Below are 26,173 nucleotides of genomic sequence, written 5' to 3'. Positions count from 1 at the left end.
TCCTTGCCCGACGCTTCAACTGGCAAGGTTCTTGCCGACCTGGGCGTCGTCGAGTGTAATCCAACGGAGGGCCGTGGAACTCGTGCGCGTTCCACTCCCGACCTGCCTGACTTGTCAACCGATCCACATTTGGTACCGATCGACCGATAACGAACCCCGAGACCGATCACCATGGCCCGATTCCTCGAGATTCCACCACCACGCCCCCGACTTCCGTTCCCGTGGCTCGCGGTGATCCTCTCCGGGATCACTCTGCTTCAGGGTGCGTCCGTGCAGGCGGCCGGGCCGCTCGAGATCCGGCCCGGGGATCATGTCAGCCTGATCGGCAATACGCTCGCGGACCGGATGCAGCACGACGGCTGGCTCGAGACCTCTCTCTACAGCCGGTTCCCGGACCGTGACCTGGTCGTCCGCAACCTCGGCTTCTCGGGTGACGAGGTCGACCTCGCCCGGCGGATTCGCTCGAAGGATTTCGGCACGCCCGACCACTGGCTGAGCTTCACCAAGACCGACGTCCTCTTCGCCTTCTTCGGCTACAACGAGTCGTTCGCCGGGCGGGAGGGGCTCGACAAGTATAAGGAAGAGCTAACTCAATTCATCAAGCACTCGCTTGATCAAAAATACAACGGCAAAGCGGCGCCTCGGCTCGTCCTCTTCTCGCCCATTGCCCATGAGAACTTGCACCAGGCGAACCTTCCCGACGGCGCTGAGAATAATGCGCGACTGGAACTGTACACCGCCGCGATGCGCGAGGTCGCCAAGGCCAATGGCGTGATGTTCGTCGACCTGTTCACGCCCACCCGCGAGATTTATGCGAAGGCATCCCAGCCATTGACGATCAATGGGGTCCACCTCAATGAGCATGGCAACCGGCAGCTTGCCCGGGTGATCGACGAGGCCCTTTTCGCCGACGCTTCCGCGCCGAAGCGCGATCCGGCCGAGCTGGAGCGGCTCCGCAAGGCGGTCATGGACAAGGCGTTCATTTGGTTCAACCGCTACCGCACGGTCGATGGCTACTCGATCTTCGGCGGCCGCGCCGACTTGAAGTTCACCGACGGCCAGACCAACCGGGTGGTCGCCCAGCGCGAGATGGAAGTCCTCGACGTGATGACCGCCAACCGCGACCAGCGGATCTGGGCGGTCGCCAAGGGGGGCGACCTGAACGTCGACGATAGCAACACGCCTCCGTTCGTCCCCGTGATCACGAACAAGCCGGGCAAGGGCCCCAACGGCGAACACATCTTTCTGGATGGCGAGGAAGAGATCCGCACGATGACCGTCGCCAAGGGGCTGAAGGTCAACCTGTTCGCCTCCGAGAAAGAGTTCCCCCTGCTGGCCAAGCCGGTGCAGATGTCGTTCGACCCCAAGGGCCGCCTCTGGGTCGCGGTCTGGCCGACCTATCCGCACTGGAAGCCCAAGGAGGAGATGAATGATAAACTCTTGATCTTTGAAGACACCGACGGCGACGGCAAGGCCGATACCGTCAAAACGTTTGCCGATCACTTGCACTGCCCGACCGGATTCGAGTTCGCCAACGGCGGTGTCCTGGTCGCGCAGGCGCCCGATCTCGTCTTCCTCAAGGATACCGACGGCGACGACAAGGCCGATGTTCGCCAGCGCGTCCTCAGCGGGCTCGACTCGGCCGACACGCACCACACATCCAACAGCTTCCTGCTCGACCCAGGCGGTGCGCTCTACTTCCAGGAGGGGACGTTCCACCATACCCAGGTCGAAACCCCCTACGCTCCTTCCGAGCGCTGTATCAATGCGGGGGTCTTCCGCTACGAGCCGCGCACCCAGAAATTCGACGTCTACGTCAGCTACTCCTTTGCCAACCCCCACGGTCACGTCTTCGATCACTGGGGTCAAGACATCGTGACCGACGGCACCGGCGCTGTGCCGTACCACGGCACCCTCTTCTCCGGCCACCTCGACTTTCCCGAGAAGCATGGTCCCGCCCCCACCGTCTACAAGCAGCGCACCCGGCCGTGCCCGGGCCTCGAAACCCTCTCGAGCCGGCACTTCCCCGAGTCGATGCAAGGGAACCTGCTCGTTCCCAACGTCATCGGGTTTCAGGGGATCCTCCAGTACAAGATCGAGGACAACGACGCCAGCCTCTCCGGCACCGAGCTCGAGCCGATCCTCTCGTCGTCGGACGTGAATTTCCGCCCGTCGGACGTCGAGGTCGGGCCTGACGGAGCGATCTACTTTCTCGACTGGCAGAACCCGATCATCGGTCACATGCAGCATAACTTGCGCGACCCGAGCCGGGACCGGCTGCACGGCCGCGTCTATCGGATCAGCGCTGAGGGCCGTCCGCTCTTGAAGTCGCCCAAGATCGCCGGCGAGCCCGTCGAGAAGCTGCTCGACCTGCTCAAGGAACCCGAGGACCGCGTCCGCTATCGGGTCAAGACCGAGCTGGGGGCGCGGCCGACCGAAGAGGTGATCGCTCCGATCAGCAAGTGGGTGGCCGGACTCGACAAGACCGACCCCGCCTACGAGCACCACGTGCTCGAGGCGCTCTGGGTTCATCAATACCATAACGTAGTGAACATCGACCTTCTCAAACGCGTCCTTAGCTCGCCCGACTTCCGCGCCCGAGCGGCGGCGACCCGGGTGCTCTGCTACTGGCGTGACCGCGTGCCCGAGGCGCTCGAGCTCCTCAAGAAGCAGGCGGCCGACTCGTACCCGCGGGTCCGACTCGAAGCGATCCGCGCGGCCAGCTTCTTCCGGGTTCCCGAGGCGATTGAGATCCCTCTGATCGCGGCCGAGCATCCGAGCGACGAGTACCTCGAGTATACGAGCCGCGAGACGATGAAGGCGCTCGACCCGTACTGGCGGAACGCCATCGCCAAGGGGCAGCCGATCGCCTTCACGACTGCCGCAGGCGCCCGGTTCGTACTCAAGAACATCGGTACGGAGCAACTGCTCAAGTTGAAGCGGGACCGTGCGGTGGATCTCGAACTGCTCTTTCGGAGCGGGATCCGCGACGAGGTCCGTCGTGAGGCGCTTGTCGACCTGGCCAAGCGCGAGAACAAGCCGGAGCTTCGCGTTCTGATCGATGCCATCCGGAGCCAGGACGGCCAGAAGGGGGACCGGGAGGAGAGCGTCGTCTTCGATCTCGCCCGATTGCTCACGAGCCGATCCGCCACCGAGTTGGCCGGCGTCCGCGGCGACCTGGAAACGATGGCGACCAGTTCGGTCTTACCGGTCACGCGCCAACTTGGTTTCGTCGCCCTGATCGCCGCCGATGGAAACGTCGACAGGGCCTGGGCCCTTGGCGAGAAGTCGGTCCCCGCGCTCCGGGACCTGCTGGGGGCGATGCCCTTGATCCGCGACCCGAGCGCGCGAGCGAGCCTGTATCCGAAGGTCGAGCCGCTCTTGAACGGCTTGCCCAAGGCACTTGCATCGCCGGCATCCCAGGCGAAGGGGACCTACGGCCGTTATGTGCGGATTGAGCTGCCGGGGAGACAGCGGACCCTCACGTTGGCCGAGGTCGAGGTGATGAGCGACGGCCGCAATATCGCCCTCGCGGGCAAGGCGTCGCAGAAGAACACCTCCAACGGCGGCGAGGCGAAACGCGCCATCGACGGCAACAAGGTCGGCGCCTACGGCTCCAACGGCCAGACCCATTCGGAGGAGAACACGGCGAACCCGTGGTGGCAGGTCGACCTCGGCTCCGAGCAACCGATCGACGCGATCGTGATCTACAACCGCACCGAGGGCGACCTCGGGAAGCGGCTCAACAACTTTACGCTCACCCTCCTCGACGGCCGCGGAAACGTGGTCCACCAGAAAACGAGGCAGCAGGCCACGACCCCGCGGCTGACCTTCAGCCTGGACGGGGGAGGTCCCGAGGGGATCATCCGCCGAGCGGCGATGAACGCACTTACCTATGTTCGCGGTCAAGAAGTGCAAACTTTTAAGACATTGGCCCGATTCGTTGGTGAAGGGACCGATCGCCAGGCCGCGATCCAGGCCCTCCAGCGGATCCCGGCCGCCGACTGGCCCGAGGAGGAAGCTCGGCCTCTGCTCGACCGGCTCATCGCCCACGTCCGCACGATCCCGGCCGCCGACCGGACCACTCCGGCGGCGCTCGACGCCCTCCAACTGGCCGACGCCCTGGCCTCGAAACTTCCTCGGGATCAGGCGAAGCGGATCCGCAAGGAACTCGGCGAGCTCGGCGTACGCGTCATCCGGCTGGGGACCTTGCCCGAGCAGATGCTCTTCGACAAGGAACGCCTCGCCGTCAAGGCCGGCAAGCCGGTCGAGATTATCTTCGAGAACAACGACATGATGCCGCACAACGTCGTCGTGATCCAGCCCGGCACCCTCGAGGAAGTCGGCCTGCTCGGAGAATCGACGGCGACCGACCCCGGAGCACTCGCGCGGAGCTATGTTCCTTCGTCAAAGGGAGTGATCCTGGCGAGCCGCCTGCTCCAGCCTCGAGAGACGCAGACGCTCGACTTCACCGCTCCGAGTCAGCCGGGGGTCTATCCGTATGTCTGCACCTATCCGGGGCACTGGAGGCGGATGTACGGTGCGCTCTATGTCGTCGCCGACCTGGATGAGTACCTGGCCGACCCCGAGTCGTACCTCGCCAAGAATCCGCTGCCGATCAAGGACGACTTGCTCAAGTCCAACCGCCCGCGCAAGGAGTGGAAGTTCGACGACCTGGCGTCGGTCGTGGAACCGTTGGCCCCCGGCCGTTCCTTTGCCAACGGCAAGCAGATCTTCCAGGTGGCCAACTGCATCGCCTGCCACAAGGTGGACGGAGCCGGCCAGGAGTTCGGCCCCGACCTCACCAAGCTCGACCCCAAGCTGACGGCCGCCGACATCCTCCGCGAGATCCTCGAGCCATCGGCCAAGATCAATGAAAAGTTCCAGGCCTATACCTTTGCCACCGAGTCGGGCAAGGTCCTCACTGGCCTGATCCTTGAGGAAACCGCGAACCAGGTGAAGCTGATCGAGAACCCGCTCGCCAAGACCGCGCCGGTCGTGCTCAAGCCTTCGGAGATCGCTGAGCGGGCCAAGTCGCCGATTTCGATGATGCCGAAGGGTTTACTCGACAAGTTGACGCGTGAGGAAATCCTCGACCTCGTCGCCTACATCGCCTCGGGGGCCAACCCCAAGAGCGACCTCTATCACTCAGCGGGACATGCCCACTGAGCAGGAAGTGGCTTATGGTCTCCTCGCTCGCCCGTAAAAGGGCGAGCGAGGAGTGTAAGCTCCCTGTCTTGATGGCTTCGCGAGGGAGCCGATTCCATTCGCTCGCCTTTGAGGGCGAGCGAATGATTCAGGCGATCGTCTACCGCCCGCCGGAGGCGACGAGGAGGCTTCGGTTGAATCCGCCGGGAGATCGGGGATTAGCCACCGTGGTGAGATACCACTCCACGACGTGAAAGTGGTTCGAATGAACCGGTGAGAGTGCCCCGAAGTAAGGTGTTGGACCGTCCACTCGCGTGTTCCAGACGCCGGCGCGGGGCACCTTGTGGCCGTAGCCGCTCGGTCCCGGTGCCCAGTAATTCTCGACGAACCGGGCGGAGGAACCCGCGGCCAAGGCGTCGTAGATCAGGCCGTGGTAGGAGACGGCGGGGTCGAGCAGTGTCAATTGCGCCACTGGCTGACCGTGGCCACTCAACAAGGTCCGCGCTGCGGATGCGGCGACGATGCCCCCCGAGCTGTGCCCGATCAGGTGGGTGCGAGCCAGCGGCGCTCCGGACTGCAGCAAGGTGGCGGCCAGCAACCGGCCCTGTTCCACGGCTTTCGCGTCGTTGGTGCTCATCTTCACGCCGACAATCGTCGCCGCGTTCCAGTTCCATTCGAGCACGCTGAACGCGGGCCCGCCCCGGCGGGCGACCGCTTCGGCGAGCCGTTCGCCCATGGCGAAGTGAACCAGCTTGGGAGCGGCGTTGCAGCCGTGGATGAAGACCAAGGTCGGCCGCCCCGGATCGGGCGGGTCGAACGGGCGCTGGCCCGGGGTGAGGTTGACGAGGACACCCTGGGAAGGGTCCCCCCCAAAGCGGAGAAAGGCGGGGCGGTCACCGTCACCAATCCCCGCAATCGTTGTGATCGCGGCCAGAAGCGCGACACATGCCGCCATCGAGTCACTCCCAAGGTTGTCGGATCCACGGATGGAAGGCTCATGAGGGGGGGCACGCACCAACCAGAGCGCGGTTCTTCACTTTTTTATCGGGATTTCGCCGGCCTCAACTTCACCGCGACTGAGACTCCCCCTGGAATTGGGATTCGCTCTTGGTTAGTCCTGTCCTGTTCAGCCCACTCAATCCTTCCACGCGACCTGATCCTCCCTATCCTCGGGGTTCGCGGCCAGACCCTGGCTTCCGGTCCGCGTGGTCTGGTACGATCAGGGGCAATGCGACCACTCCCGGCTTTCAAGACTCCACCCGAGTCGGCTGGTCGCTCTCACCCTCCGATATCTTCCCACCCGACCGCTCCTTCGGCTTCGACCATGCCCTGCCTTGGTCTGGTCCTCTTGCCGGAGTGAGCCGACGGAGTCGACTCCCATGGAATGCTCCCCAGGCCGTCCGGAACGCCAGCGCCGAAGACCGCTGGCTCTCCTCCTGATCGCGATTGCCACGGGACCGGCGGTTGCCGCGGGACCGGGTCCGGGATCGAAGGTCGACTTCAATCGCGACATCCGCCCGATCTTGGCCGACAATTGCCTCGCCTGTCACGGCCCTGATGAGCCGAAGCGCAAAGCCAAGCTCAGGCTCGACACGCCCGAGGGAGCCCGCGCTCCGGCGGCCTCAGGGAGTCCAGCCATCGTTCCGGGCAAACCGAAGGAGAGCGAACTCTACCTGAGGATCACCTCCGACGACGGCGAAGAGCGGATGCCCCCGGTCAAGTCGGGCAAGACGCTGACCGCGGAGCAGACCGAACGACTCAAGGTCTGGATCGAGCAGGGGGCTCCCTTCGAGAAACACTGGGCGTTCATTCCGCCGAAGCGGCCGACCGTGCCGGAGGTCCGCAACCCCGTCTGGTGCCGGAACCCGATCGACGCGTTCGTGCTCGCGCGTCTCGAGAAGGAAGGGCTGGCCCCATCGCCCGAGGCCGACACGCTGACCCGGCTCCGCCGGCTTAGCCTCGACTTGATCGGCCTGCCGCCGACGATCGCGGAGGCCGACGCCGCGCTCGCCGAGTCGGGCCCGGACGGTGACGCGAATCGGGTTGCCCGGCTCCTTGATGCCCCGGCCTACGGCGAGCGCTGGGGCCGGATCTGGCTCGACGCCGCGCGCTACGCCGACTCCGACGGGTACGAAAAGGATAAGCTTCGGCAAGTCTGGTCCTATCGCGACTGGGTGATCCAGGCCCTGAACCGCGACCTCCCGTATGACCGATTCGTCATCGAGCAGATCGCAGGCGACCTCTTGCCGAACGCGACGCAAGATCAGGTCGTCGCGACCGGATTTCTCCGCAACTCGATGATCAACGAAGAAGGGGGAGTCGACCCCGAGCAGTTCCGCATGGAGGCCATGTTTGACCGCATGGAGGCGATCGGTAAAGGGGTCCTCGGCCTGACGATTCAATGTGCCCAGTGTCATACGCACAAGTTCGACCCGTTCACGCACGAAGACTACTACAAGATGTTCGCCTATGTGAACAACACTCACGAGGCGAACGTCGCTGTCTACTCCCCCGATGAACAAATGAAGCGGGCCGACCTGTTTCAGCGGATCCGCGAGATCGAGGGGGAACTCCAGCACCAGACATCCGACTGGGCCCAGCGGATGGCGGCCTGGGAAAAAGCGGTCAGCTCCGACCAGCCGGAGTGGACGGTCGTCGAGGCGGATGTGGACGACATCAGCACCGGGGGACAGAAGCATCAGAGGATGGATGACGGCTCGCTCCTGGCCGGCGGTTATGCGCCGACGAAGTTCCAGACCAAGTTCACGGTGAAGACGAACGTCCAGGGGATCACCGCGTTCCGGCTCGAGCTGCTCAACGATCCGAACCTCCCGCTCGGAGGGCCGGGTCGCTCGATCAAAGGGACCGGAGCGCTCACCGAGTTTCTCGTCGACGCCGCCCCCGCCGACGGTTCCGCCAAGCCCGAGCGGATCAAGCTCGTCAAGGCGACGGCCGACGTGAACCCGCCGGAGGCCCCGCTCGAGGCGATCTTCGACGACCGGAGCAAGACGCCGCGCGTGACCGGGCCGATCGAGTACGCGATCGACGGCAAGGCCCCGACCGCCTGGACCTTCGACCTTGGCCCCGGTCGGCGGAACCAGCCGCGCAAGGCCGTCTTCGTGGCCGAGAAGCCGATCGCACACGCCGGCGGCAGCCTGGTCACGTTCTACCTGAACCAGAGCCACGGCGGCTGGAACAGCGACGATAACCAGACCAACAACCTCGGCCGGTTCCGATTCTCGGTCACGACGGCCCCCGACGCGACGGCCGACCCGCTACCGAAGGGGGTTCGCGAGATCCTCGCGATCGCAGCCGAGCAACGGACCCCCGCGCAAGTCGCGACGGTCTTCAGCTACTGGCGGACGACCGTCCCCGAATGGAAAGCGGCGAACGACCGGATCGAAGCGCTCTGGCGTGAACATCCCGAAGGGGCGTCGCAACTCGTCTTCAAGGCGCGCGAGACGCCGCGGATGACTCATATGCTCATCCGCGGTGATTTTCTCAAGCCGGGCAAGACCGTGGCGCCCGGAGTGCCTGAGTTCCTCAACGCGCTGCCGCCGGACGCGCCCGCCGATCGCTTGACGTTCGCCCGCTGGCTGGCCGATCGCAATGCGCCGACGACCGCTCGGGCCATCGTCAACCGTGTCTGGCAGGCTTATTTCGGGATCGGCCTGGTGAGCACCAGCGAGGATCTCGGCACGCAGAGCGAGCCGCCGTCGCACCCCGAGCTGCTCGACTGGTTGGCGGTCGAGTTCATGGAGCAAGGCTGGAGCCTCAAGAACCTGCACCGCTTGATCGTCAGCTCGGCCACCTATCGGCAGTCGTCGAAGGCGACGCCCGAGCTGCTGGCCCGCGACCCCTACAATCGCTTGCTGACGCGTGGCCCTCGGTTCCGGGTCGACGCCGAGGTTGTCCGTGACGTGGCCCTGGCGGCCAGCGGCCTGCTCAATCCGAAGATCGGCGGTCCGAGCGTGTTTCCGCCGGCCCCCGAGTTCCTGTTCCAGCCCCCGACCAGCTACGGTCCCAAGGTCTGGCCGGTCGCCACCGGCCCGGACCGCTACCGTCGCGCCCTCTACACGTTCCGCTATCGGTCGGTGCCGTACCCGATGCTCCAGACGTTTGACTCGCCCAACGGCGACGTCTCGTGCGTCCGCCGCACACGGTCGAACACGCCGTTGCAGGCGCTCACGATTCTCAACGAGCCGACCTTCCTCGAGTGCGCCCGGGCCCTGGCGCTGCGTACCCTGCAAGAGGGGGGAGATACCGACTCCTCGCAGCTTACTTATGCCTTTCGACGCTGTCTGGCGCGGACGCCGACCGCTCGGGAGGCGACTGTGCTGCTCGACCTCCTGCGCCGCCAGGAAGAGCGGTTCGGCCGCGGCGGGGCCAAGCCCTGGGAGCTCGCGGCGACCGATCCGAACCAGCCGCCCACGCTCCCCGCGGGCGCGACGCCTGTCCGGCTCGCTGCCTGGACCGCGGTCTCCCGCGTGCTGTTGAACCTCGACGAAACGATCTCCAAGGAATAAAGAGGGGCGAGCCATGAACTGCCAGGACCACCTCTACCGCAACGCGAATCCGACGCAGGTCGCTCGCCGCTGGTTCCTCCAGCAGTGCGGAGTCGGCCTCGGTTCGCTGGCGCTCGGCCAGCTCCTGAACCAAGGAGGCTACGCCGCGCCTGCGTCCGCGACCTCGCTGGGGGGCAATCCGCTCGCCCCCAAGGCGCCTCACCACACGCCCAAGGCCAAGCGGGTCATTTTCCTGTTCATGGCAGGCGCTCCGAGCCACCTCGAACTCTTCGACAACAAGCCTCAGCTTGCGAAGTTCGACGGGACCTTGCCTCCTCCCGAGTTACTCAAAGGATATCGCGCGGCGTTTATCAACCCGAACTCCAAGCTGCTCGGGCCGAAGTTCAAGTTCGCTCGGCACGGGCAGAGTGGCGCGGAGCTTTCGGAGCTTCTGCCCGAGTTGGCGAAGGTCGTCGACGACGTCGCGATCGTGCGCTCGATGACGACCGACGCTTTCAACCACGCCCCTGGCCAGATCCTGATGAGCACCGGCTCGCAGATTTTCGGCCGGCCGAGCGTGGGCGCCTGGGCCACCTACGGGCTCGGTTGCGAGACCCAGGACCTGCCCGGCTTCATCGTCTTCAGCACCGGCAAGAAAGGCCCGAGCGGCGGCAACTCGAACTGGGGGAGCGGCTTCTTACCGACCGTCCATCAAGGTGTACAGTTCCGTGCCAGTGGCGATCCGGTGCTCTACCTGTCGAACCCCAACGGGGTCGACGCGGAGCTTCAGCGTGAGAGTCTCGACGCCGTCAGCTCCCTGAACCGGATGCGGCTCGACGAGGTGGGAGATCCCGAGATCGCCACCCGGATCAGCTCGTACGAGATGGCCTATCGGATGCAGTCGGTCGCCCCTGAGGTGATGGACATCGGGCACGAGCCCAAGCATGTTCTCGAGATGTATGGTGCCGAGCCGGGCAAGCCCTCGTTCGCCAACACCTGCCTCCTCGCGCGCCGGCTCGTCGAGAAGGGCGTCCGGTTCGTCGAGATCTTCCACGAGGCCTGGGACCAGCACGGCAACCTGGTCGGCGACCTCAAGCGGAACTGCCAGGAGACCGACCAGGCGTGTGCGGCCCTGATCATGGACCTCAAACAGCGCGGGATGCTTGAGGACACCCTGGTCGTCTGGGGCGGCGAGTTCGGCCGAACCCCGATGGTTCAAGGCGGGAACGACGGTCGCGACCACCATCCCAACGCCTTCACCATGTGGATGGCCGGCGGCGGCATCAAGCCGGGCGTCACCCTGGGCGAGAGTGACGAGCTTGGTTTCCAGGCCGTCAAGGACGTGGTCCACGTCCACGACCTGCACGCCACGATCCTCCACCTCCTCGGCTTCGACCACACCCGCCTGACCTATCGCTTCCAGGGCCGCGACTTCCGCCTGACCGACGTCGCGGGCCGGGTTGTCAATGAGCTGCTCGCCTGATCCTCAAGGAATACCTTGCAAGCCTATTCGCGCTCGCCTCTGGGCGAGCGAACACGGGAAACCAATCCACGGATTTGCATCCCCAGGCTATTGCGGCGTCTCGCTCGCCCCGATTGGTCTCGCCTGTTGCTTGAGGAGGTCGCGGATCTCGCTCAAGAGTTCCTGATCCTTGGTCAACGGCGGGGCCGCTTTCGCTTCCTCTTGCTTGCTTCTCATGATCCAGCCCAGGAACTTGACGATGAACAAGAAGAGCGCCGCGGCAACGATCAAGAAGTTGACGACATCGCCGAGGAACAAGCCGTAAGGAATCACCTTGCCCCGGATCGGCAGCGTCCAACCTTGATAGCCGGACTTGCCCGGGAGGAGGACGCCAATGAACGGCATGATGATGTGGTCGACGAGCGACGTGACAATTTTGCCGAACGCCGCTCCGATGATCACGCCGACGGCCAGGTCGATGACGCTCCCTTTGAAGGCGAAGTTTTTGAACTCGCCGAAGAGTGACGATGCCTGTTTCATGGGATCGAGATGTTTGATGTCCACGTTGTGACCCTCCTTTAAGGGCCGTGTTGGGCATTTCCTCCATGGAGAGCGACCGTGGCTACGGTTACGGTGGGCCGTGACCACTCGCTTGATCCTTGGTCTCCGTCTCCGTCTCCGTCTCCGAGTCAGACTCCGCCTCATGATATTCCTGGCGAATCTTGGCGAGATCCACCGTGGGGGGTGGGTACTTCAACTCGAGGCCGTCGAGGTATTCCACGACGATTCGGGCGACGGCGAGGTTGCGAAACCACTTCTTGTTCGCCGGGATAATGAACCAGGGGGCATGCTCGGTGCTGCACTTGGACAGGGCCTTTTCAAACGCCGTCATGTAGTCACCCCAGCGCTCGCGATCGGCGTAGTCACTCTCGCTGATCTTCCATTGCTTCGTCGGGTCTTCGAGCCTGGCCTTGAATCGTTTGAGCTGTTCCTCTTTACTGATGTGGAGAAAAAATTTGAGAACGTGAGTTTGATTATGAATCAGTAAATTTTCGAATGCATTGATTTGGTCATAGCGTGCCGCCAACGTCTTCTTGGGGACGAGTTCATCGACCTTCGCGACGATCACGTCCTCGTAGTGTGACCGGTTGAACACGGCGACCTCCCCCTTGCCCGGCACTTGTTGGTGGACCCGCCAGAGGAAGTCGTGGTCGAGCTCGATGCGGGTCGGTTCCTTGAAGGAAATCACCTTACAGCCCTGCGGGTTCATGGCCCCCAGGACGTGGCGGACCGTCCCGTCTTTGCCACCAGCATCGATGGCCTGCAAGCAGATCAAGAGCGACCGTCCGCGCTCGGCGTAAAGCCGTTCTTGGAGTTCCCTGAGCCGGCGGGTATCCGACTTGACCTCCTTGGCCGCGTCATCACGGCTCACGTGCGCGTCGGTGAAGTCCGGGTCGACTTCGTCGAGCTTGACCTTCTGACCTGGTTTGACGCGGAACTTGTCAAAATACTTCACGAGTCGTGGACCCCAGGCGCCTTGCGGTCTTGGAACGATCCCGAGGACCGTTCATGTCAGCAAAACTGTTTGTGAGCACAAGCTGGCAATCTTCCCGTTGACCCGTCGCTTCCTGGGGACAATGGATCGATCACTCGACCTTGACCTCGGTCACGGCCTTCAGGCCTTCCTGAATTTCTTCCCGATCCGGTCGGACCGCCGTTTGGACGATGTGGCCATCCCGGAGGAAGACCAGAGTCGGCCACAAAGTCACACCGAACGAACGCCCCAACCGCCTCCCCGACGCATCCTCCACCTTGATGTGTCTCACGTGCGGGTAAGTCGCCAGAACTTCCGCCAACTGCGGTGCGAGCGCCTGGCAATGGCCGCACCAAGTCGCTCCGAACTCAAGGAGCAACGGCCCCGACGTCCGGTCGATCTCCTCACGGGTCGGTTCGGTGGTCTCCATCGTTTATGTCCGTTCTGTTGGTTTTCCCTCGACATTCGCACACGGCGTGAGTCTGAAGCAAAATCGGTGCCCGACTCTCTGCTCCGCAGCTTCTTCTCTTTTCCCCTCTGGGACCGCGGGCGTCCCGCCCGCTCTTGATTCTTCTTCATCGTTGCCTCGCGGCACTTCCAAACATCCAATCCTCCGGTCGATGGCATAAACCCGCCTTCACCGGATTTTCCTCGATATACCGTTTCGCGATCCAAAAGTGTGTTTCATCTCGGATCCTCCGATCGAAATACTCTTCTTGCCAAAACCGGCCGGTCTGCCCCAGCAAACGATTCGCCACTTTCCCTGTGTACGACTTCCAGGAATGCAGCACTTGACTCAGAGTATTACCTTGAAATCGTGTCACTAGAACATGGACGTGTGTCGGCATCACGCACCAAGCGTGCATTTGATAGCGAAATCCATCAAAAAACAAGAGTGTATCTACGACGGCCCGGGCGTTTTCGGATATCCGGAGGTGGCACGCACCGTGGTTGGCGTCGAGCGCGGCATCGATCTTTTTGCGACGCTCGAGGTCGCGAGCCGATTGGGTGAGTCTCGCCAATTCTTCCTCCCATCGAGCGAGCAAGTCATGCGGTAAGCTGTCGGCCAGCCGGAAGGTGATGCTCTGAGGGTGTTCCCAGGCTTCCCAATGGGGAAGGTAGCCGCGGTTGTGGTCGGGAGGTCGTGGTGCTTCTGAAGATGGAATTGAAGAATGCGGGCGGAGCGCCCGCGGTCCCAGGGGGGGAGGAATTGAAGAATGCGGGCGGGGCGCCCGCGGTCCCAGGGAGGGAGGAATTGAAGAATGCGGGCGGAGCGCCCGCGGTCCCAGGGGGGGATCAGGAGAGTCCAGGAAGGAGTCTGTCATGACGACTTAGGCCTCGATGAGCACGTCACGCACCACATCCGGGTGATCGGGGTCATGGACCACCGTGTTGAAGGCGATGATCACCATGGGAGTCGGCCCTGGGTTCTGGAACGCATGGGAGACGCCGGGGGGAATTCGGAGCCGATAGGCTTGGCCTTGGGGGATATTGAGGTCGTGGATCGCGCCTTCCGGTTCTTCGCGGTAGCGGACCAGGGCGGGGCCGAGGACGACGGCGATCTCGTGGCCCTGCCTGTGGTAGTGGTTGCCGCGGATGTGGCCGGGGCCGGTCAGGGCGAGGTGGACGTTTTGCTGATGCGGGAGCGCATCGGGGCCGATCGGCTCCATGACAAGGCCGCGGTGATCGGTCGGGTAGGTCATCGGTTCGATCGCGATCCGATTGGCCATAAGAATAACTCCAGGAAAGGATGGGTGAATTGGAGGAGCCGGGGTGAAAGTCGACACGAGCGGGTCGCTTCCCTTGCCGTCAGCGTGCGATATGATACGTACTTCGAGTGAATTCCGCACCCGCATCCGGTCCCTGAGGTTTTAAGAGACGCCATGATTCACGTGATTGCCACGATCGAGCTACACGAAGGCCGGCGCGACGCGTTCCTCGACGAATTCCGCAAGATCGTCGCACCCGTCCTGGCGGAAGCCGGTTGCCTCGAGTACGGACCCACCGTTGACGCCGTGACCGACATCGGGGGCCAACCCTCCGCGCGACCGGACGTCGTGACGGTCGTCGAGAAGTGGGAGAGTGTCGAACACCTCAAGCAGCACCTGGTGGCCCCACATATGGAAGCCTACCGGCCCAAAGTCAAGGAGATGGTCGTCAAGACCACCCTCGTCATCTTGACCCCGGCGTGAGTGAGGACCCCATTGGGGGAGCCGGAGACCAGAGAATTCGGCGGCCGAGCGGCCAGGTCGAGCGATCGGCAAACCCTCGGCCTGGCCGCTCTGGTTCATTGCGACGTCTGGTGGGGCGCGCGATACTAGCCGGCGTTTGACGCTGCGCAAGGCGTGTTTCGCTACGGTGGCCGGGCCGGACGAGGACCGGGTCGCCACGCGAACGTGAAGACGAGGGGGTCGTCTCACGTGGGGCACGCAGGCCGAATCAACGACTCAGGGAGAACCCAGAAGATGAATCGCCGCTCAACACGTCGAGACTTCCTTCGGCAGACTGCGGTGGCGGGAGCGGCAGGCCCGCTTCTCGCCGGGCAGACCGTGGCGCATGCCCAGGAAGACAAGTCGAAGTCACCCAACGAGCGCGTTCAGTTCGCCTGCATCGGTGTGGGGGGCAAGGGCGATAGCGACACGCGCGACGCCGGGGCCTACGGCGATATCGTGGCGCTTTGCGACATCGACGAGAAGACGCTCGACAAGATGGCCGAGAAGTTCCCCAAGGCGAAGAAGTACACCGACTATCGCAAGATGCTCGAGGAGGTGGGGGACAAGATCGACGCGGTGACCGTCAGCACGCCCGACCACAGCCATGCGCCCGCGAGCGTCCGGGCCATGCGGTTGGGCAAGCATACGTTCTGCCAGAAGCCGCTCACCTGGTCGGTCGAAGAAGCCCGCTTGATGCGGACCCTGGCCGCCGAGAAGAAGCTGGTGACCCAGATGGGCAACCAGGGAACCTCGCACAACGGGTTCCGCTCGGGCGTGGAACTGATCCGCTCCGGCGTCCTCGGGCCGATCCGCGAGATTCACGTCTGGACCAACCGGCCGATCTGGCCGCAGGGCGTCAGCCGGCCCACCGACACCCCCGGTATCCCTGATAACGTGCATTGGTACGAATTCCTCGGCCCGGCGCACGACCGGCCGTACAGCCCCAAGTACCACCCGTTCAACTGGCGCGGTTGGCTCGACTTCGGCACCGGCGCCCTGGGCGACATGGCCTGCCACACCATCAACGTCGCCGCCATGGCGCTCAGTCTGTTCGACCCCGAGTCGGTCGAGGTCGTCGACACCTCGGGCATCGTCGACAAAGAGAGCTACCCGGTCTGGTCGATCATCAAGACCAACTTCGGCGAGCGCGAGGGCCGAGCCCCGTTGTCGTTGACCTGGTACGATGGCGGCAGCAAACTCCCCGAAGAAAAGCGCGCCTACAAGAAGCTGCTCGAGGGGCAGAATGTCGGCGGCAGCGGCCTGCTGCTGGTCGGCGAGAAGGGCTCGTTCTACTCGGTGAACGACTACGGCGCAGAGCACATCCTCTTGCCCAACGACAAGTTCGCCGACCTGAAAGCGCCCGAGCCAACCCTCCCCCGCACCAAGAACCACTTCGGGGAGTGGGTGGAAGGCATCAAGGAAAACGACCCCAAGAAGCCGATGTCGAACTTCGACTACGCCGGCCGGCTCACCGAGACGGTCCTCCTCGGCGTCGTCGCCCTCAGGTCGGGTGGCAAGATCGAGTGGGATCCGGCCGCGATGCGGGTCAAGAACAACTCCGACGCCGACCAGTACATCCGACGCGACTACCGCAAGGGCTTCTCGATCCACGAATGAACCTGATTTGACTTGATCTGATCAGATCGGGCCAATCGATTCCGCCTCGCCCTCCTTCCCCAGCCGGGGAAGTCAGGTCGAGGCGGGGTCATTTTCTCACTGCGGGGAATCCGGTCAGGGGGGCCTTGATCCGGTTGCGCTCGGGCTCATGGAACCTCAGCGCGTGTCCGCTGCGCTGCGTGCGCGGCTCGGTTCAAGCGAGCGGCCGGCCGATCGATCGAACAGGCATTGGGGAATCCCCGGGGAGTTGTCCCCCGCGGGTTGAGGCCTTATTTTAGAGCGGTTTACTTGTGGGTGACGCACGGAAATGATGAGGTCAGCTGTCGGCCAACTCAAGGAATCAGAGGGATTCTTGGGTGGTTACCCACTTTTCTCTTGCTTGTGTGCAATGCGAGCGAAAACCGCAAGTCTTCGAGGATGATCTGCCCGACACCTTCGATGAACAGGAGTGCAGAAGAATGAGCCAGTTCGTCCTCGGAAGAACGATACGGGCTGTCGTCGCGACGGTGGTGGTTGCCGCGTTGCCGGGACCGGCTTATGGCCAGGGAACCCAGGCCGACTACGCGCGTGCGGACGGCCTCCACGAGCGGACGCGTGACAAGGTGTTTAAGAGCCGTGTCGAACCAACCTGGTTCGACGCGGGGAATCGCTTCTGGTATCGCAACACGCTGGCGGAAGGGGCCCGTGAGTTCATCGTCGTCGACGCGGTCGAGGGCACCCGCCTTCCTGCGTTTGATCACACCAAGCTGGCCGATACGCTCACACGTGTGACCGGAACGCCGCGAAAGTCGACCCATCTCCCGTTCGATCGGATCACGTTTCCCCAACCGGGATCGATCGCGTTCGAGGTCGACGGCAAGGCCTGGCGCTATGATCTCGTTGCGGATCGGCTCGAGCCGACCGAGCCTCTCAGCCCTTCGCCCGAGCCCGATCGCAGGGCCAATCGGCGTCCAGGGGCAGGACCAGGGGAGGGCGGGGGGCGACGTGGGGCACGATCGCCGCGGGGCCAGGACTCGCCGGACGGCAAGTGGCGAGTCGAGTTAAAGGGGCATGACCTGCGGCTCAAGGATAAGGCCACGGGAGAAGAGTTCTCGCTGAGCGAGGGAGGAACCGACGAGACCAAATATGAAGAGGGCGTGTTCTGGTCGCCCGACTCCAAGCGGCTGGTTGCACTCCGGCGCTCGAAGGGAGACGAGCGAACCGTCCACCTCATCGAGTCGTCTCCCAAAGACCAGTTGCAGCCCAAGCTGCACGCATTCGATTACCTCAAGCCGGGAGACACCCCCTCGGTCTCGCGGCCTCACCTGTTCGACGTCGCCGCGCACAAAGAGATTCCGATCGGGGACGACCTGTTCAAGAACCCCTGGAGCCTGGGTGATTTTCACTGGTCTCGGGACTCGTCACGCTTCACGTTCCTCTACAACCAGCGCGGGCATCAGGTCCTCCGCCTGGTCTCCGTCGACCCTGAGACCGGCGTGGCCAGGGCGATTATCGATGAGCAGAATGAGACGTTCATCGACTATTCCCAGAAAATGTTCCTGCGCTATCTTGATGAGACGAATGAAGTTCTCTGGATGTCGGAGCGAGACGGTTGGAATCATCTCTATCTTTTTGATGCGCTGACAGGCCAGGTCAAGAACCAGGTCACCAAGGGAGAGTGGGTTGTTCTGGGGGTCGACCGGGTTGACGAGGAAGCGCGGGAGCTCTGGTTCCGCGCGGGGGGGATCCACGCCAAACAAGACCCCTATTTCGTCCACCACGCGCGAGTGAACCTTGATGGCAGTGGCCTGGTCAGGCTCACGGAAGGAGACGGCACGCATCAAGTCAATTTCTCGCCGGATCGCAAGTGGTTGGTCGACACCTGGTCGCGTGTGGATCTTCCCCCGGTGATCGAGCTTCGTTCCGCGAAGGACGGCAAGCTCGTCCTGGAGTTGGAGAAGGGGGATTGGTCGGCTTTGCTCGAAACCGGTTGGCGGATCCCCGAGCGGTTCGCCGCCAAAGGGCGTGACGGCAAGACCGAGATCCACGGCGTGATCTTCCGGCCCTCGAATTTCGACCCCAGACGCACTTATCCGGTCATCGAGCAGATCTATGCGGGGCCGCAAGGGGCGTTCGTCCCCAAGGAGTTCGCGCCTTTGCATCGGACGCAGTCGCTTGCGGAGCTCGGGTTCATCGTGGTCCAGGTTGACGGCATGGGCACGAATTGGCGATCGAAGGCGTTTCACGACGTCTGCTGGAAGAACCTGGGGGATGCCGGGTTCCCCGACCGGATCCTCTGGATGAAGGCGGCCGCCGCGAAGGATCCGGCGCTCGACCTGTCGCGGGTCGGGATCTACGGCGGATCGGCCGGCGGCCAGAACGCGATGGGAGCGCTCCTGTTCCATCCTGAGTTCTACAAGGTGGCGGTCGCCGATTGCGGCTGTCACGACAATCGAATGGATAAGATCTGGTGGAACGAAGCGTGGATGGGGTGGCCGATCGGCGCTCAGTACGCCGATCAGTCCAATGTGACCAACGCGCACAAGCTCCGGGGTAAGCTTCTCCTGTTTGTGGGCGAGCTCGACCGCAACGTCGATCCGGCCTCGACGATGCAGGTGGTCAATGCCCTGATCCAGGCCAAGAAGGACTTTGATTTCGTGGTCTTCCCGGGCGCGGGGCATGGCGCGGGGGGCAGTCCCTATGGCGAGCGTCGCAAACGGGATTTCTTCGTGCGGCACCTGCTCAAGGTGGAACCCCCCGACCGAAACAACGGGGGCGAGCCGGCGGACGACTCGACGCGGCCGCCGGCCGATCGCGCCGTCGCCACGGTCGCGCTCAAGCCCGTCGAGGAGTCGACCCCTCGCGTGTCAGTCGTCCCCCTCGCCACGGGAATGCGCGAGGCGATCGAGCAGTACGCGGCCGATCGCTCCAGCCTCAACCGTTCGTTTCCGCCGTCCAGCTCGCCCGCCCAGGTCGAGCGGGTCAGGCGGCTCACGAACGACTGGCTCGACACGCTTGGCTCATTCGACTTCGCCGGGCTCGACCAAGGCGGGCGGATTGATTACCTGCTCTTGAAGAATCACCTGGTTTATGAAGGGCGGCAGCTCGACGTCGCGGAGAAGGAGACGAAAGAGGTTGCTCCCTACGTGCCGTTCGCCGGAACGATCACCGCGCTCGAAGAAGCGCGAAGGCGCATGGAATGGGCCGAGCCGGAGCAGACCGCCAACCAGCTCGATCAGCTCCTCCGTCAGATCAAGGAAACGGGTAAGACGGTCGAGGCGAAGCTGACCTCGGAGAAGAAGTCGGACGAGAAGAGTCGTCATGCCACCAAGGTGCTCGCCAACCGGGCCGTTCGCGCCGTCCATGAGTTAAGCTCGACGTTGCGCGGCTGGTACGCGTTCCATGAGGGGTATGATCCGCTCTTCACCTGGTGGGTGGCCGAACCGTACAAGGCCGTCGAGAAAGCCCTCGGCGAGTACGCGGCGATGGTGCGTGAGAAAGGGGCGGGCCTCAAGCCGGGGGACGAGTCAACGATTGTCGGTGATCCAATCGGTCGTGAGGCCCTCCTGGTCGAGCTTGCCCATGCGATGGTCCCGTACAGTCCGGAAGAATTGGTGGCGCAGGCCGAGAAAGAATTCGCCTGGTGCGAAGCCGAGATGAAGCGGGCCGCGCGGGAGATGGGGTGCGGTGACGATTGGAAGCAGGCGCTCGAGCGGGTCAAGTCGCTGCATGTCGAGCCGGGAAAGCAGCCGACCTTGATCCGGGACCTTGCCCAGGAATCGATTCGCTTTCTCGACGACCACGACCTGGTGACGATCCCGCAACTGGCGCGCGAGTCGTGGCGGATCGAGATGATGTCACCTCGTCGCCAGCTCATGACCCCATTTTTCACCGGTGGGGAAATCGTCAGCGTCTCCTACCCGACCAGTGGGATGTCGCACGAGCAGAAGTTGATGAGCATGCGTGGCAACAACAAGCACTTCGCCCGCGCCACGGTTCACCACGAAGTCATTCCGGGCCACCACCTCCAGGGCTTCATGGCCGCGCGGCACCGGCCCTACCGCGAGCTGTTCCGGTCGCCCTTCTTGGTCGAGGGTTGGCCGCTCCACTGGGAGATCTTGCTCTGGGACATGAAGTTTGCCAAGTCACCCGAGGATCGCGTGGGCATGCTCTTCTGGCGGATGCACCGTTGCGCTCGGATTATCTTCTCGCTCGACTTTCACCTCGGCAAGAAGACGCCTCAAGAATGTATTGACCTGCTGGTCAATCGCGTGGGACACGAGGTCGATAACGCGACCGCCGAGGTGCGCCGGTCGTTCGGCGGCAGTTATGACCCGCTTTATCAAAGTGCCTACATGCTCGGCGGATTCCAGCTCCGCGCCCTCCATCGGGAACTCGTCGATTCCAAGAAGATGACCGAACGCGCCTTCCATGACGCGGTCCTCCGCGAGAATGCGATCCCGATCGAGATGATTCGCGCCAGCCTGACCGGGCAAGAGCTCAAGCGTGACGACGCGACGACCTGGCGATTCCTGGATGCCGCTGGTGAGAAAGCCGATTGACTCCTCACGTCGACTGATTTTGGGTGGCCCGGACAACTTGTTGTCCGTGGTCGCGCAGCGACAAGAGGCGTTCCGCACGCTCAGGCTGTTCGCTCGATGACTGGGTCTTCTCGAGGACCTCTTGTGGCTGCGCCACCCAGACAACAAGTTGTCCGGGCCACCCTGCCGCCTTGTCCCGGCCCCGATCGCTTGATCGGAGCCGGGCCGGGAACGGGAACAGTCGTTTGATTACTTGGCGTCGACCGTGAGGCCGGGCCAGTCATCGGTCCGGAATGGGGTGGCGGGCAGGCGCTCGTGACTGAAGAGGTTGCAGACGGGGTTGTCGGCCCAGGCGTAGCGAACCGCGACCGGTTCGGAGACTTCGTCGGCCCAGACTTCGACCTTGTCCTTGCCGACGATCTTCGCCTTGGCCCAGACGAACTTGTGGTCGCTACCGGCGATTGCGAAGCCGATCGGGTCGCGGACGTCGAACGCTTCGAGTCCGCTGCCGACGTGGTCGAAGGTCAAGGTGATTTTGTTGCCATCCTTCTCCATCGACTTATACGTGGGGCTCTGATAGGCGAGGTCGATCCCGTAGTCTTTCGCCAGGGCCCAGCGCGCGAGTCGCTTGGCGACGTCTTGCTTGTTGCGGGGGTGGATGTCCTTGTTTTCACCAATGTCGATGATCACGGCTTCGCCGGTGTTGGGCAGCTTGCTCATGGTCAAGGTCTGGGCTTCACGCAGCTCGGCCCAGTCGCTTTCGGCCGGTTCGGGCTTCTCCGCCCGGAAGTCGGCAAGCTGGACCCAGTAGAACGGGAAGTCGCCGATCTTCCATTCGTCGCGCCAGCTCTTGATCATCAGGGGGAAGAGGGCGCGGTACTGGTAGGCGCGGGGGGCGTTCGACTCCCCTTGATACCAGATGACGCCGCGGAGGCCGTAGCCGATCGTCGGCTTGAGCACGCCGTTGTAGATGTTGGCGGGGCGATGATTCCCGCGCAACGCCTCTTCGGGGCTCTGCGGCTGACGGGGGACCGGCTTGCCTTCTGCCTTTGCCTTCTCCGCCGCCTCTTTCCAGCTCGCCAGGGTCTTTTCGAATTTGACCATGGCTTCCGGTAGGCCCTTTTCCTGCTGCTCCCAGCGCTCGAGCAACGGCTTGTACGCCTCGTCGGCGGCGAGCAGGTCCTTGCGGACCCAGGCCTCGCAGGCCGAGCCGCCCCAGGAGTCGTCGATCAGGCCGATCGGCACGCCGAGCGTCTCCTGCAGCTGCCGGCCGAAGAAGTAGCCGACCGCCGAGAACGACTTGACGGTCTCGGGATTGCAGACCTCCCATTTGCCGTTGAAATCGGACTGGGGCTCCTGGGTGCCCACCTGGGGCACGGTGATGAGCCGGATCTTGGGGCGGTTCGCCGTTCGGGTCTCGAGCTCGGCGTCGTAGGTCGAGGCGACGTCCCACTGCATGTTCGACTGGCCCGAGCAGAGCCAGACCTCGCCGATCAGCACGTCGTCAAACGTGACGGCATTCTTCCCCTTGACGACCAATGTGTGCGGCCCGCCGACCATCATCGGGTCGAGCGTGACCAGCCACTTGCCATCCTGATCGGCCTTGGTGCTCTTCGACTGATTGGCGATGGTGACCGTCACGGCCTCGCCCGGGTCGGCCCAGCCCCAGACTCGGTCCTTCTGACCTTGCTGGAGGACCATGTGGCTGCCGAAGATGGCCGGCAGTTTGACATCGGCCCGCGCGGGCCGGCCGGCGCCTGCCAGCAGGGCGGCCGCCAGCCCCAAGCAGAGCAGGCCGGACTGTTTCAACGTGGAGACGCGGATCATGGAGAACTCCTCAAGCGATACGTCGCGGATCGACCCAAGCCTTGTAGGTTAGCGAACAAGTGACCCCGGTTCCACGGTGCGCCCGTACGGGAGGAACCGACTCGTCTTGTCGCGTGGGCCCGGCCCACCCGGTTTCCGCGAAGGCCCCAGGTTGCGAGCCACCTGGCCTCGCGATAGGCTGGGCCGAACACTGTTCAGTGACTTGAAGAGTCGGTCACCCAAGCGGCTGGGGCGGGAGCAAATCGTGGTGAATCCGTTTGATCTCACGGGAAAAGTGGCGATCGTGACCGGCGGCAACGGCGGGCTCGGCTTGGGGATCGCCCGAGGGCTGGCCCAGGCGGGCGCGAAGCTGGCGATCGTCGCCCGAAATCTTGAGAAAACCGAAGCGGCCGCGCGGGACCTGGCCGAGGCGACGGGAGTCGAAGTGTTGGCGCTCACGGCCGACGTCGCGCAGCCCGAGCCGGTGGCCTCGGCCGTCGCCGCGGTGGTCGCGCGGTTCGGTCGTATCGACATCCTGTTCAATAATGCCGGCACGACGATCCGCAAGCCTCCTCACTTGATGAGCCTCGACGAGTGGAACACCGTCATGAATGTCAATTTAACGAGTGCATTCCTGATGTCGAAGGAGGTTTATCCCTCGTTGAAGGAAGCGGGCGGCGGTAAGGTGGTCAACATCGGCAGCATGGCTTCGATTTTCGGAGCCAGCTACGCCCCCGCCTATGCGGCGAGCAAGGCGGGGATCGTTCAACTGACCAAGAGCTGTGCTTTGGCCTGGGCGCCTGACAATATCCAGGTCAACGCGATCCTCCCCGGCTGGTTCGTGACCGACATGACGGACAAGGCACGGGTCGAAGTGCCCGGCCTGAATGAACGCGTGCTGGCGCGGGTGCCGGCCGGGCGCTGGGCGGAGCCTCGAGACATCGCCGGCACCGCCGTCTGGCTCTCGAGCGCGGCCAGCGACTTCGTCACGGGAGCCGCGGTGCCCGTCGATGGCGGTTATTCCTCGATCATGTAGTCGACGGGTTGTGTTGGTCTGTGGGACGACCGTCAAGTGCCTTGAACTGGGCCGAACTTGACGGTCGTTTCTTTGGGCTGGCGTCGATCGTTTGCGTGGAATAATCTGGAAGTCATGTGATCAGAAGTCGAATTCGTCGATATTCTCTTTGGTGAACGTGAATGGCTTGCCTAGCAGGATGTTGTCTCCCTTGATTTCGATCGAGCCGAGTCGGCCGGATTTGACTGAGGTATCGCCTGCTTTCAGGGTGCCGGCGACGATGTCATGCGAGGCCTGGACGGCCAGGTAGCCCAGGTCCATCGAGTTCCAGAGCACGACGCAGTCGGTGATTCCCTCATGGACATACCGCTTGTTGTCGTTGGGCAGGCCGAGGCCGATCACCTTGACGTCCTTGCGGCCCGACTGCTTCACGGCCTCGGCTGCGCCTGGGACGGCCGGGGTGCAGATGGCCATGAACAACGAGACTTCGGGATTGGCGTTGAGGACGGCGGTGGTCTCGTCGAACGCCTTCTTTTGAAGGTCGTCGCAGGGGCGGAGCGCCGCCATCTTGATGTTCGGGTACTTGTCCGCGCGGCGGGCCTCGATGGTCTTCTGCCATTCGATCATGTTCGCGGCGGTGAGCGAGGCGGTGATGATCGCGAACTGTCCCTTGTTGCCGAGAATGCGCGCGGCGTTGTCCATCAGGGTCTGGCCGATCCCCTCGGGGGTGGCCTGATTCACGAAGAAGTCGCGGGCGTCGGGCTCGGCGTCGGCATCCCAGGTGATGACCTTGATTCCACGTTCGCGGGCCTTGCGAAGCACGGACGAGATTCCTTGTCGATTCTCGACGGCCACCGCGATGACGTCCACGCCCCGGGTGATCCAGGTGTCGATGACCTCATTCTGCTTGGCGGGGTCGGGGTCGGTCGGGCCGTCCCAGATCAGCTTGACGCCCAGCTCCTTGGCCGCGTCCTCGGCCCCCTTCCGGCAGGCGATGAAATAGGCGTTGCCCTTGCTCTTGGGCATCATCGCCACCACGATCTGCCGGGCCTCGGTGGGATGGGTTCCCGGTTTGGCAACGGCAACCACGCCGGCGCCGGGGGCCAGCGCGGCCGGGCCTCGGCTGGCGATGTCCTCTTTCAGCGAACGGACCAGATAGACATTGCTGGCCGCCACGATCACGGCCCCCGCGAGGATCACCGCGCAGATCAGGGCCACTTGCACATTCTTCACGTTGAGGACCTCATCATCGGGAGTGGGGGACGCCGACCGATCAAGTGCGGCGGCCGGGGTGCGCGTGGGGCGGCGATCGAGTCCGATCGCGACGAGGAGGAGCGCGCCCGTGAGGACGCCGGCCAGCTCGGCCGGCAAGTCCGCCAGCCTGAGCCCGTTCTGTAAGACGGAAATCGCGAACAGGCCGAGGAGCGTTCCGAGAATCGTCCCCCGGCCCCCGAAGATCGACGTGCCTCCCAGGACCACCGCCGTGATCGCGAGCAACTCGTAGCCGGTGCCGGCGTCGGCCTTCGCCTGGCCGAGGTGGGCGACGTAAATGATCGCCGCGAGACTCGAGACCAGGCCCGCGAGCAAGTAGACGAAACCGACGAGCCGATTGACCGGCAGGCCGGCGTAGCGCGCAGCGTCGGGAGCGAAGCCGACGGCGACCAGGCCCCGGCCGATCGTCGAGCGGTGGAGCAGGACCCAGAAGGCGAGGGCGACCAGGGCGAACAGGGGCAGCTGCGCCGGGACGACGCCGAAGAGATAACCTTGGCCCAGAAAGAGGAACCGCGACGGGAAGTTGGTGAAGTTGTCCACCCCGCCGGTCAGGCCCTCGGCAAGTCCTCGAAAGAGCGAGAACGAGCCGAGCGTCACGATCAAGGGAGGGATGCGCAAACGTGTGATGAAAAGGCCGTTGAGGCTCCCCGCGATCGCGCCGATGCCGAGCGTCAGAGCCGCGGCCAGGGCAATCGGCAGGCCCATGTCGCGCCAGAACGTCCCGAACAGGACGGCCGACAGGCCCATCAGCGAACCGACGGACAGGTCGATGCCGCCGCTGACGATCACCGGAGTCAAGGCGATCGACAGCAGGCCAATCTCGACGCTCAGGCGAAGGACCTCGAACGCGTTATCACGCGTGAGGAAGTTGGTGCCGATCGCGGAGAAGACGACGATCTCCAGCGCCAAGAGCGCGAGCAGGATCCGCTGCGAGGGCTCGAGCCAGCCGCGGCGTTTGCTCGACTCGGGTCGGGAGGATACGGCTGGGATCGACATAGACTGGGCCTCGATTTTCAACGCGCTTCGCCGATCTTCACCGAAAATCGTGGGGGTTAACTATGAATCACACGGATGAAACGAA

Annotated in this window: 15 protein-coding genes; 7 read left to right on the top strand and 8 right to left on the bottom strand. The window is 63.7% G+C overall.

What is annotated here, in order from left to right; all coding sequences use genetic code 11:
• Positions 1-171: 171 nt before the first annotated feature.
• A complete protein-coding gene (locus BUS42_RS15545) occupies positions 172-5,169 on the top strand; it encodes a PVC-type heme-binding CxxCH protein (RefSeq protein ID WP_074307721.1) in 4,998 nt (1,665 codons plus the stop codon).
• Between the two features lie 139 nt (positions 5,170-5,308).
• On the opposite strand, the gene BUS42_RS15540 is transcribed toward BUS42_RS15545, so the two are convergent.
• The gene (locus BUS42_RS15540) at positions 5,309-6,103 is read right to left on the bottom strand and encodes a lipase family protein (protein WP_074307719.1); all 795 of its coding nucleotides are present in this window, start codon (positions 6,101-6,103) and stop codon (positions 5,309-5,311) included.
• Positions 6,104-6,527: 424 nt separating this feature from the next.
• Here BUS42_RS15540 and BUS42_RS15535 point away from each other — a divergent pair, with 424 nt between their 5' ends.
• Both BUS42_RS15535 and BUS42_RS15530 read left to right on the top strand, forming a co-directional pair.
• Positions 6,528-9,674 carry a PSD1 and planctomycete cytochrome C domain-containing protein gene (locus BUS42_RS15535; RefSeq protein ID WP_074307717.1) on the top strand — a complete coding sequence of 1,049 codons (3,147 nt, stop codon included), beginning with the start codon at positions 6,528-6,530 and terminating at the stop codon, positions 9,672-9,674.
• Positions 9,675-9,687: 13 nt separating this feature from the next.
• A complete protein-coding gene (locus tag BUS42_RS15530; protein ID WP_074307715.1) occupies positions 9,688-11,136 on the top strand; it encodes a DUF1501 domain-containing protein in 1,449 nt (482 codons plus the stop codon).
• A gap of 87 nt (positions 11,137-11,223) precedes the next feature.
• On the opposite strand, the gene mscL is transcribed toward BUS42_RS15530, so the two are convergent.
• From mscL to BUS42_RS15505, 5 genes are all read right to left on the bottom strand, one after another.
• The gene (mscL, locus tag BUS42_RS15525; RefSeq protein ID WP_074311096.1) at positions 11,224-11,655 is read right to left on the bottom strand and encodes a large conductance mechanosensitive channel protein MscL; all 432 of its coding nucleotides are present in this window, start codon (positions 11,653-11,655) and stop codon (positions 11,224-11,226) included.
• Positions 11,656-11,743: 88 nt separating this feature from the next.
• Positions 11,744-12,631, bottom strand: coding sequence for a polyphosphate kinase 2 family protein (locus BUS42_RS15520; RefSeq protein ID WP_074307713.1), 888 nt, complete (start codon positions 12,629-12,631; stop codon positions 11,744-11,746).
• 130 nt (positions 12,632-12,761) lie between these two features.
• Positions 12,762-13,079, bottom strand: coding sequence for a thioredoxin family protein (locus tag BUS42_RS15515; RefSeq protein ID WP_074307711.1), 318 nt, complete (start codon positions 13,077-13,079; stop codon positions 12,762-12,764).
• 145 nt (positions 13,080-13,224) lie between these two features.
• Entirely contained in the window at positions 13,225-13,497 is a 273-nt protein-coding gene (locus tag BUS42_RS46480) for a transposase (protein WP_410001713.1), read from the bottom strand.
• A 483-nt stretch (positions 13,498-13,980) separates the two neighbouring features.
• Entirely contained in the window at positions 13,981-14,379 is a 399-nt protein-coding gene (locus BUS42_RS15505; protein WP_074307709.1) for a polysaccharide biosynthesis C-terminal domain-containing protein, read from the bottom strand.
• Positions 14,380-14,532: 153 nt separating this feature from the next.
• On the opposite strand from BUS42_RS15505, the gene BUS42_RS15500 reads away from it, so the two are divergent.
• The 3 genes from BUS42_RS15500 (at position 14,533) to BUS42_RS44340 (ending at position 21,020) form a co-directional block, all read left to right on the top strand.
• A complete protein-coding gene (locus BUS42_RS15500; RefSeq protein ID WP_074307708.1) occupies positions 14,533-14,841 on the top strand; it encodes a putative quinol monooxygenase in 309 nt (102 codons plus the stop codon).
• A 273-nt stretch (positions 14,842-15,114) separates the two neighbouring features.
• Positions 15,115-16,479 (top strand): Gfo/Idh/MocA family protein, encoded by a 1,365-nt coding sequence (locus BUS42_RS15495; RefSeq protein ID WP_074307706.1) that lies wholly within the window; start codon positions 15,115-15,117, stop codon positions 16,477-16,479.
• Between the two features lie 458 nt (positions 16,480-16,937).
• Positions 16,938-21,020, top strand: coding sequence for a DUF885 family protein (locus BUS42_RS44340; protein ID WP_083670213.1), 4,083 nt, complete (start codon positions 16,938-16,940; stop codon positions 21,018-21,020).
• A gap of 228 nt (positions 21,021-21,248) precedes the next feature.
• Here the strand turns inward: BUS42_RS44340 and BUS42_RS15480 are convergent, their stop codons facing one another.
• Complete coding sequence (locus BUS42_RS15480; RefSeq protein WP_074307703.1) at positions 21,249-22,826, bottom strand: sialate O-acetylesterase; 1,578 nt, start codon at positions 22,824-22,826, stop codon at positions 21,249-21,251.
• Between the two features lie 244 nt (positions 22,827-23,070).
• On the opposite strand from BUS42_RS15480, the gene BUS42_RS15475 reads away from it, so the two are divergent.
• Positions 23,071-23,841 carry an SDR family NAD(P)-dependent oxidoreductase gene (locus BUS42_RS15475; protein ID WP_173878241.1) on the top strand — a complete coding sequence of 257 codons (771 nt, stop codon included), beginning with the start codon at positions 23,071-23,073 and terminating at the stop codon, positions 23,839-23,841.
• Between the two features lie 120 nt (positions 23,842-23,961).
• Here the strand turns inward: BUS42_RS15475 and BUS42_RS15470 are convergent, their stop codons facing one another.
• Positions 23,962-26,088, bottom strand: coding sequence for a substrate-binding domain-containing protein (locus BUS42_RS15470; protein WP_074307702.1), 2,127 nt, complete (start codon positions 26,086-26,088; stop codon positions 23,962-23,964).
• Positions 26,089-26,173: the final 85 nt, after the last annotated feature.

The sequence above is a fragment of the Singulisphaera sp. GP187 genome (assembly GCF_900129635.1).
GTDB lineage: Bacteria > Planctomycetota > Planctomycetia > Isosphaerales > Isosphaeraceae > Singulisphaera.
Note: the sequence above shows the minus strand (reverse complement) of the source record. Positions and strands in the feature narration are given on the sequence as shown.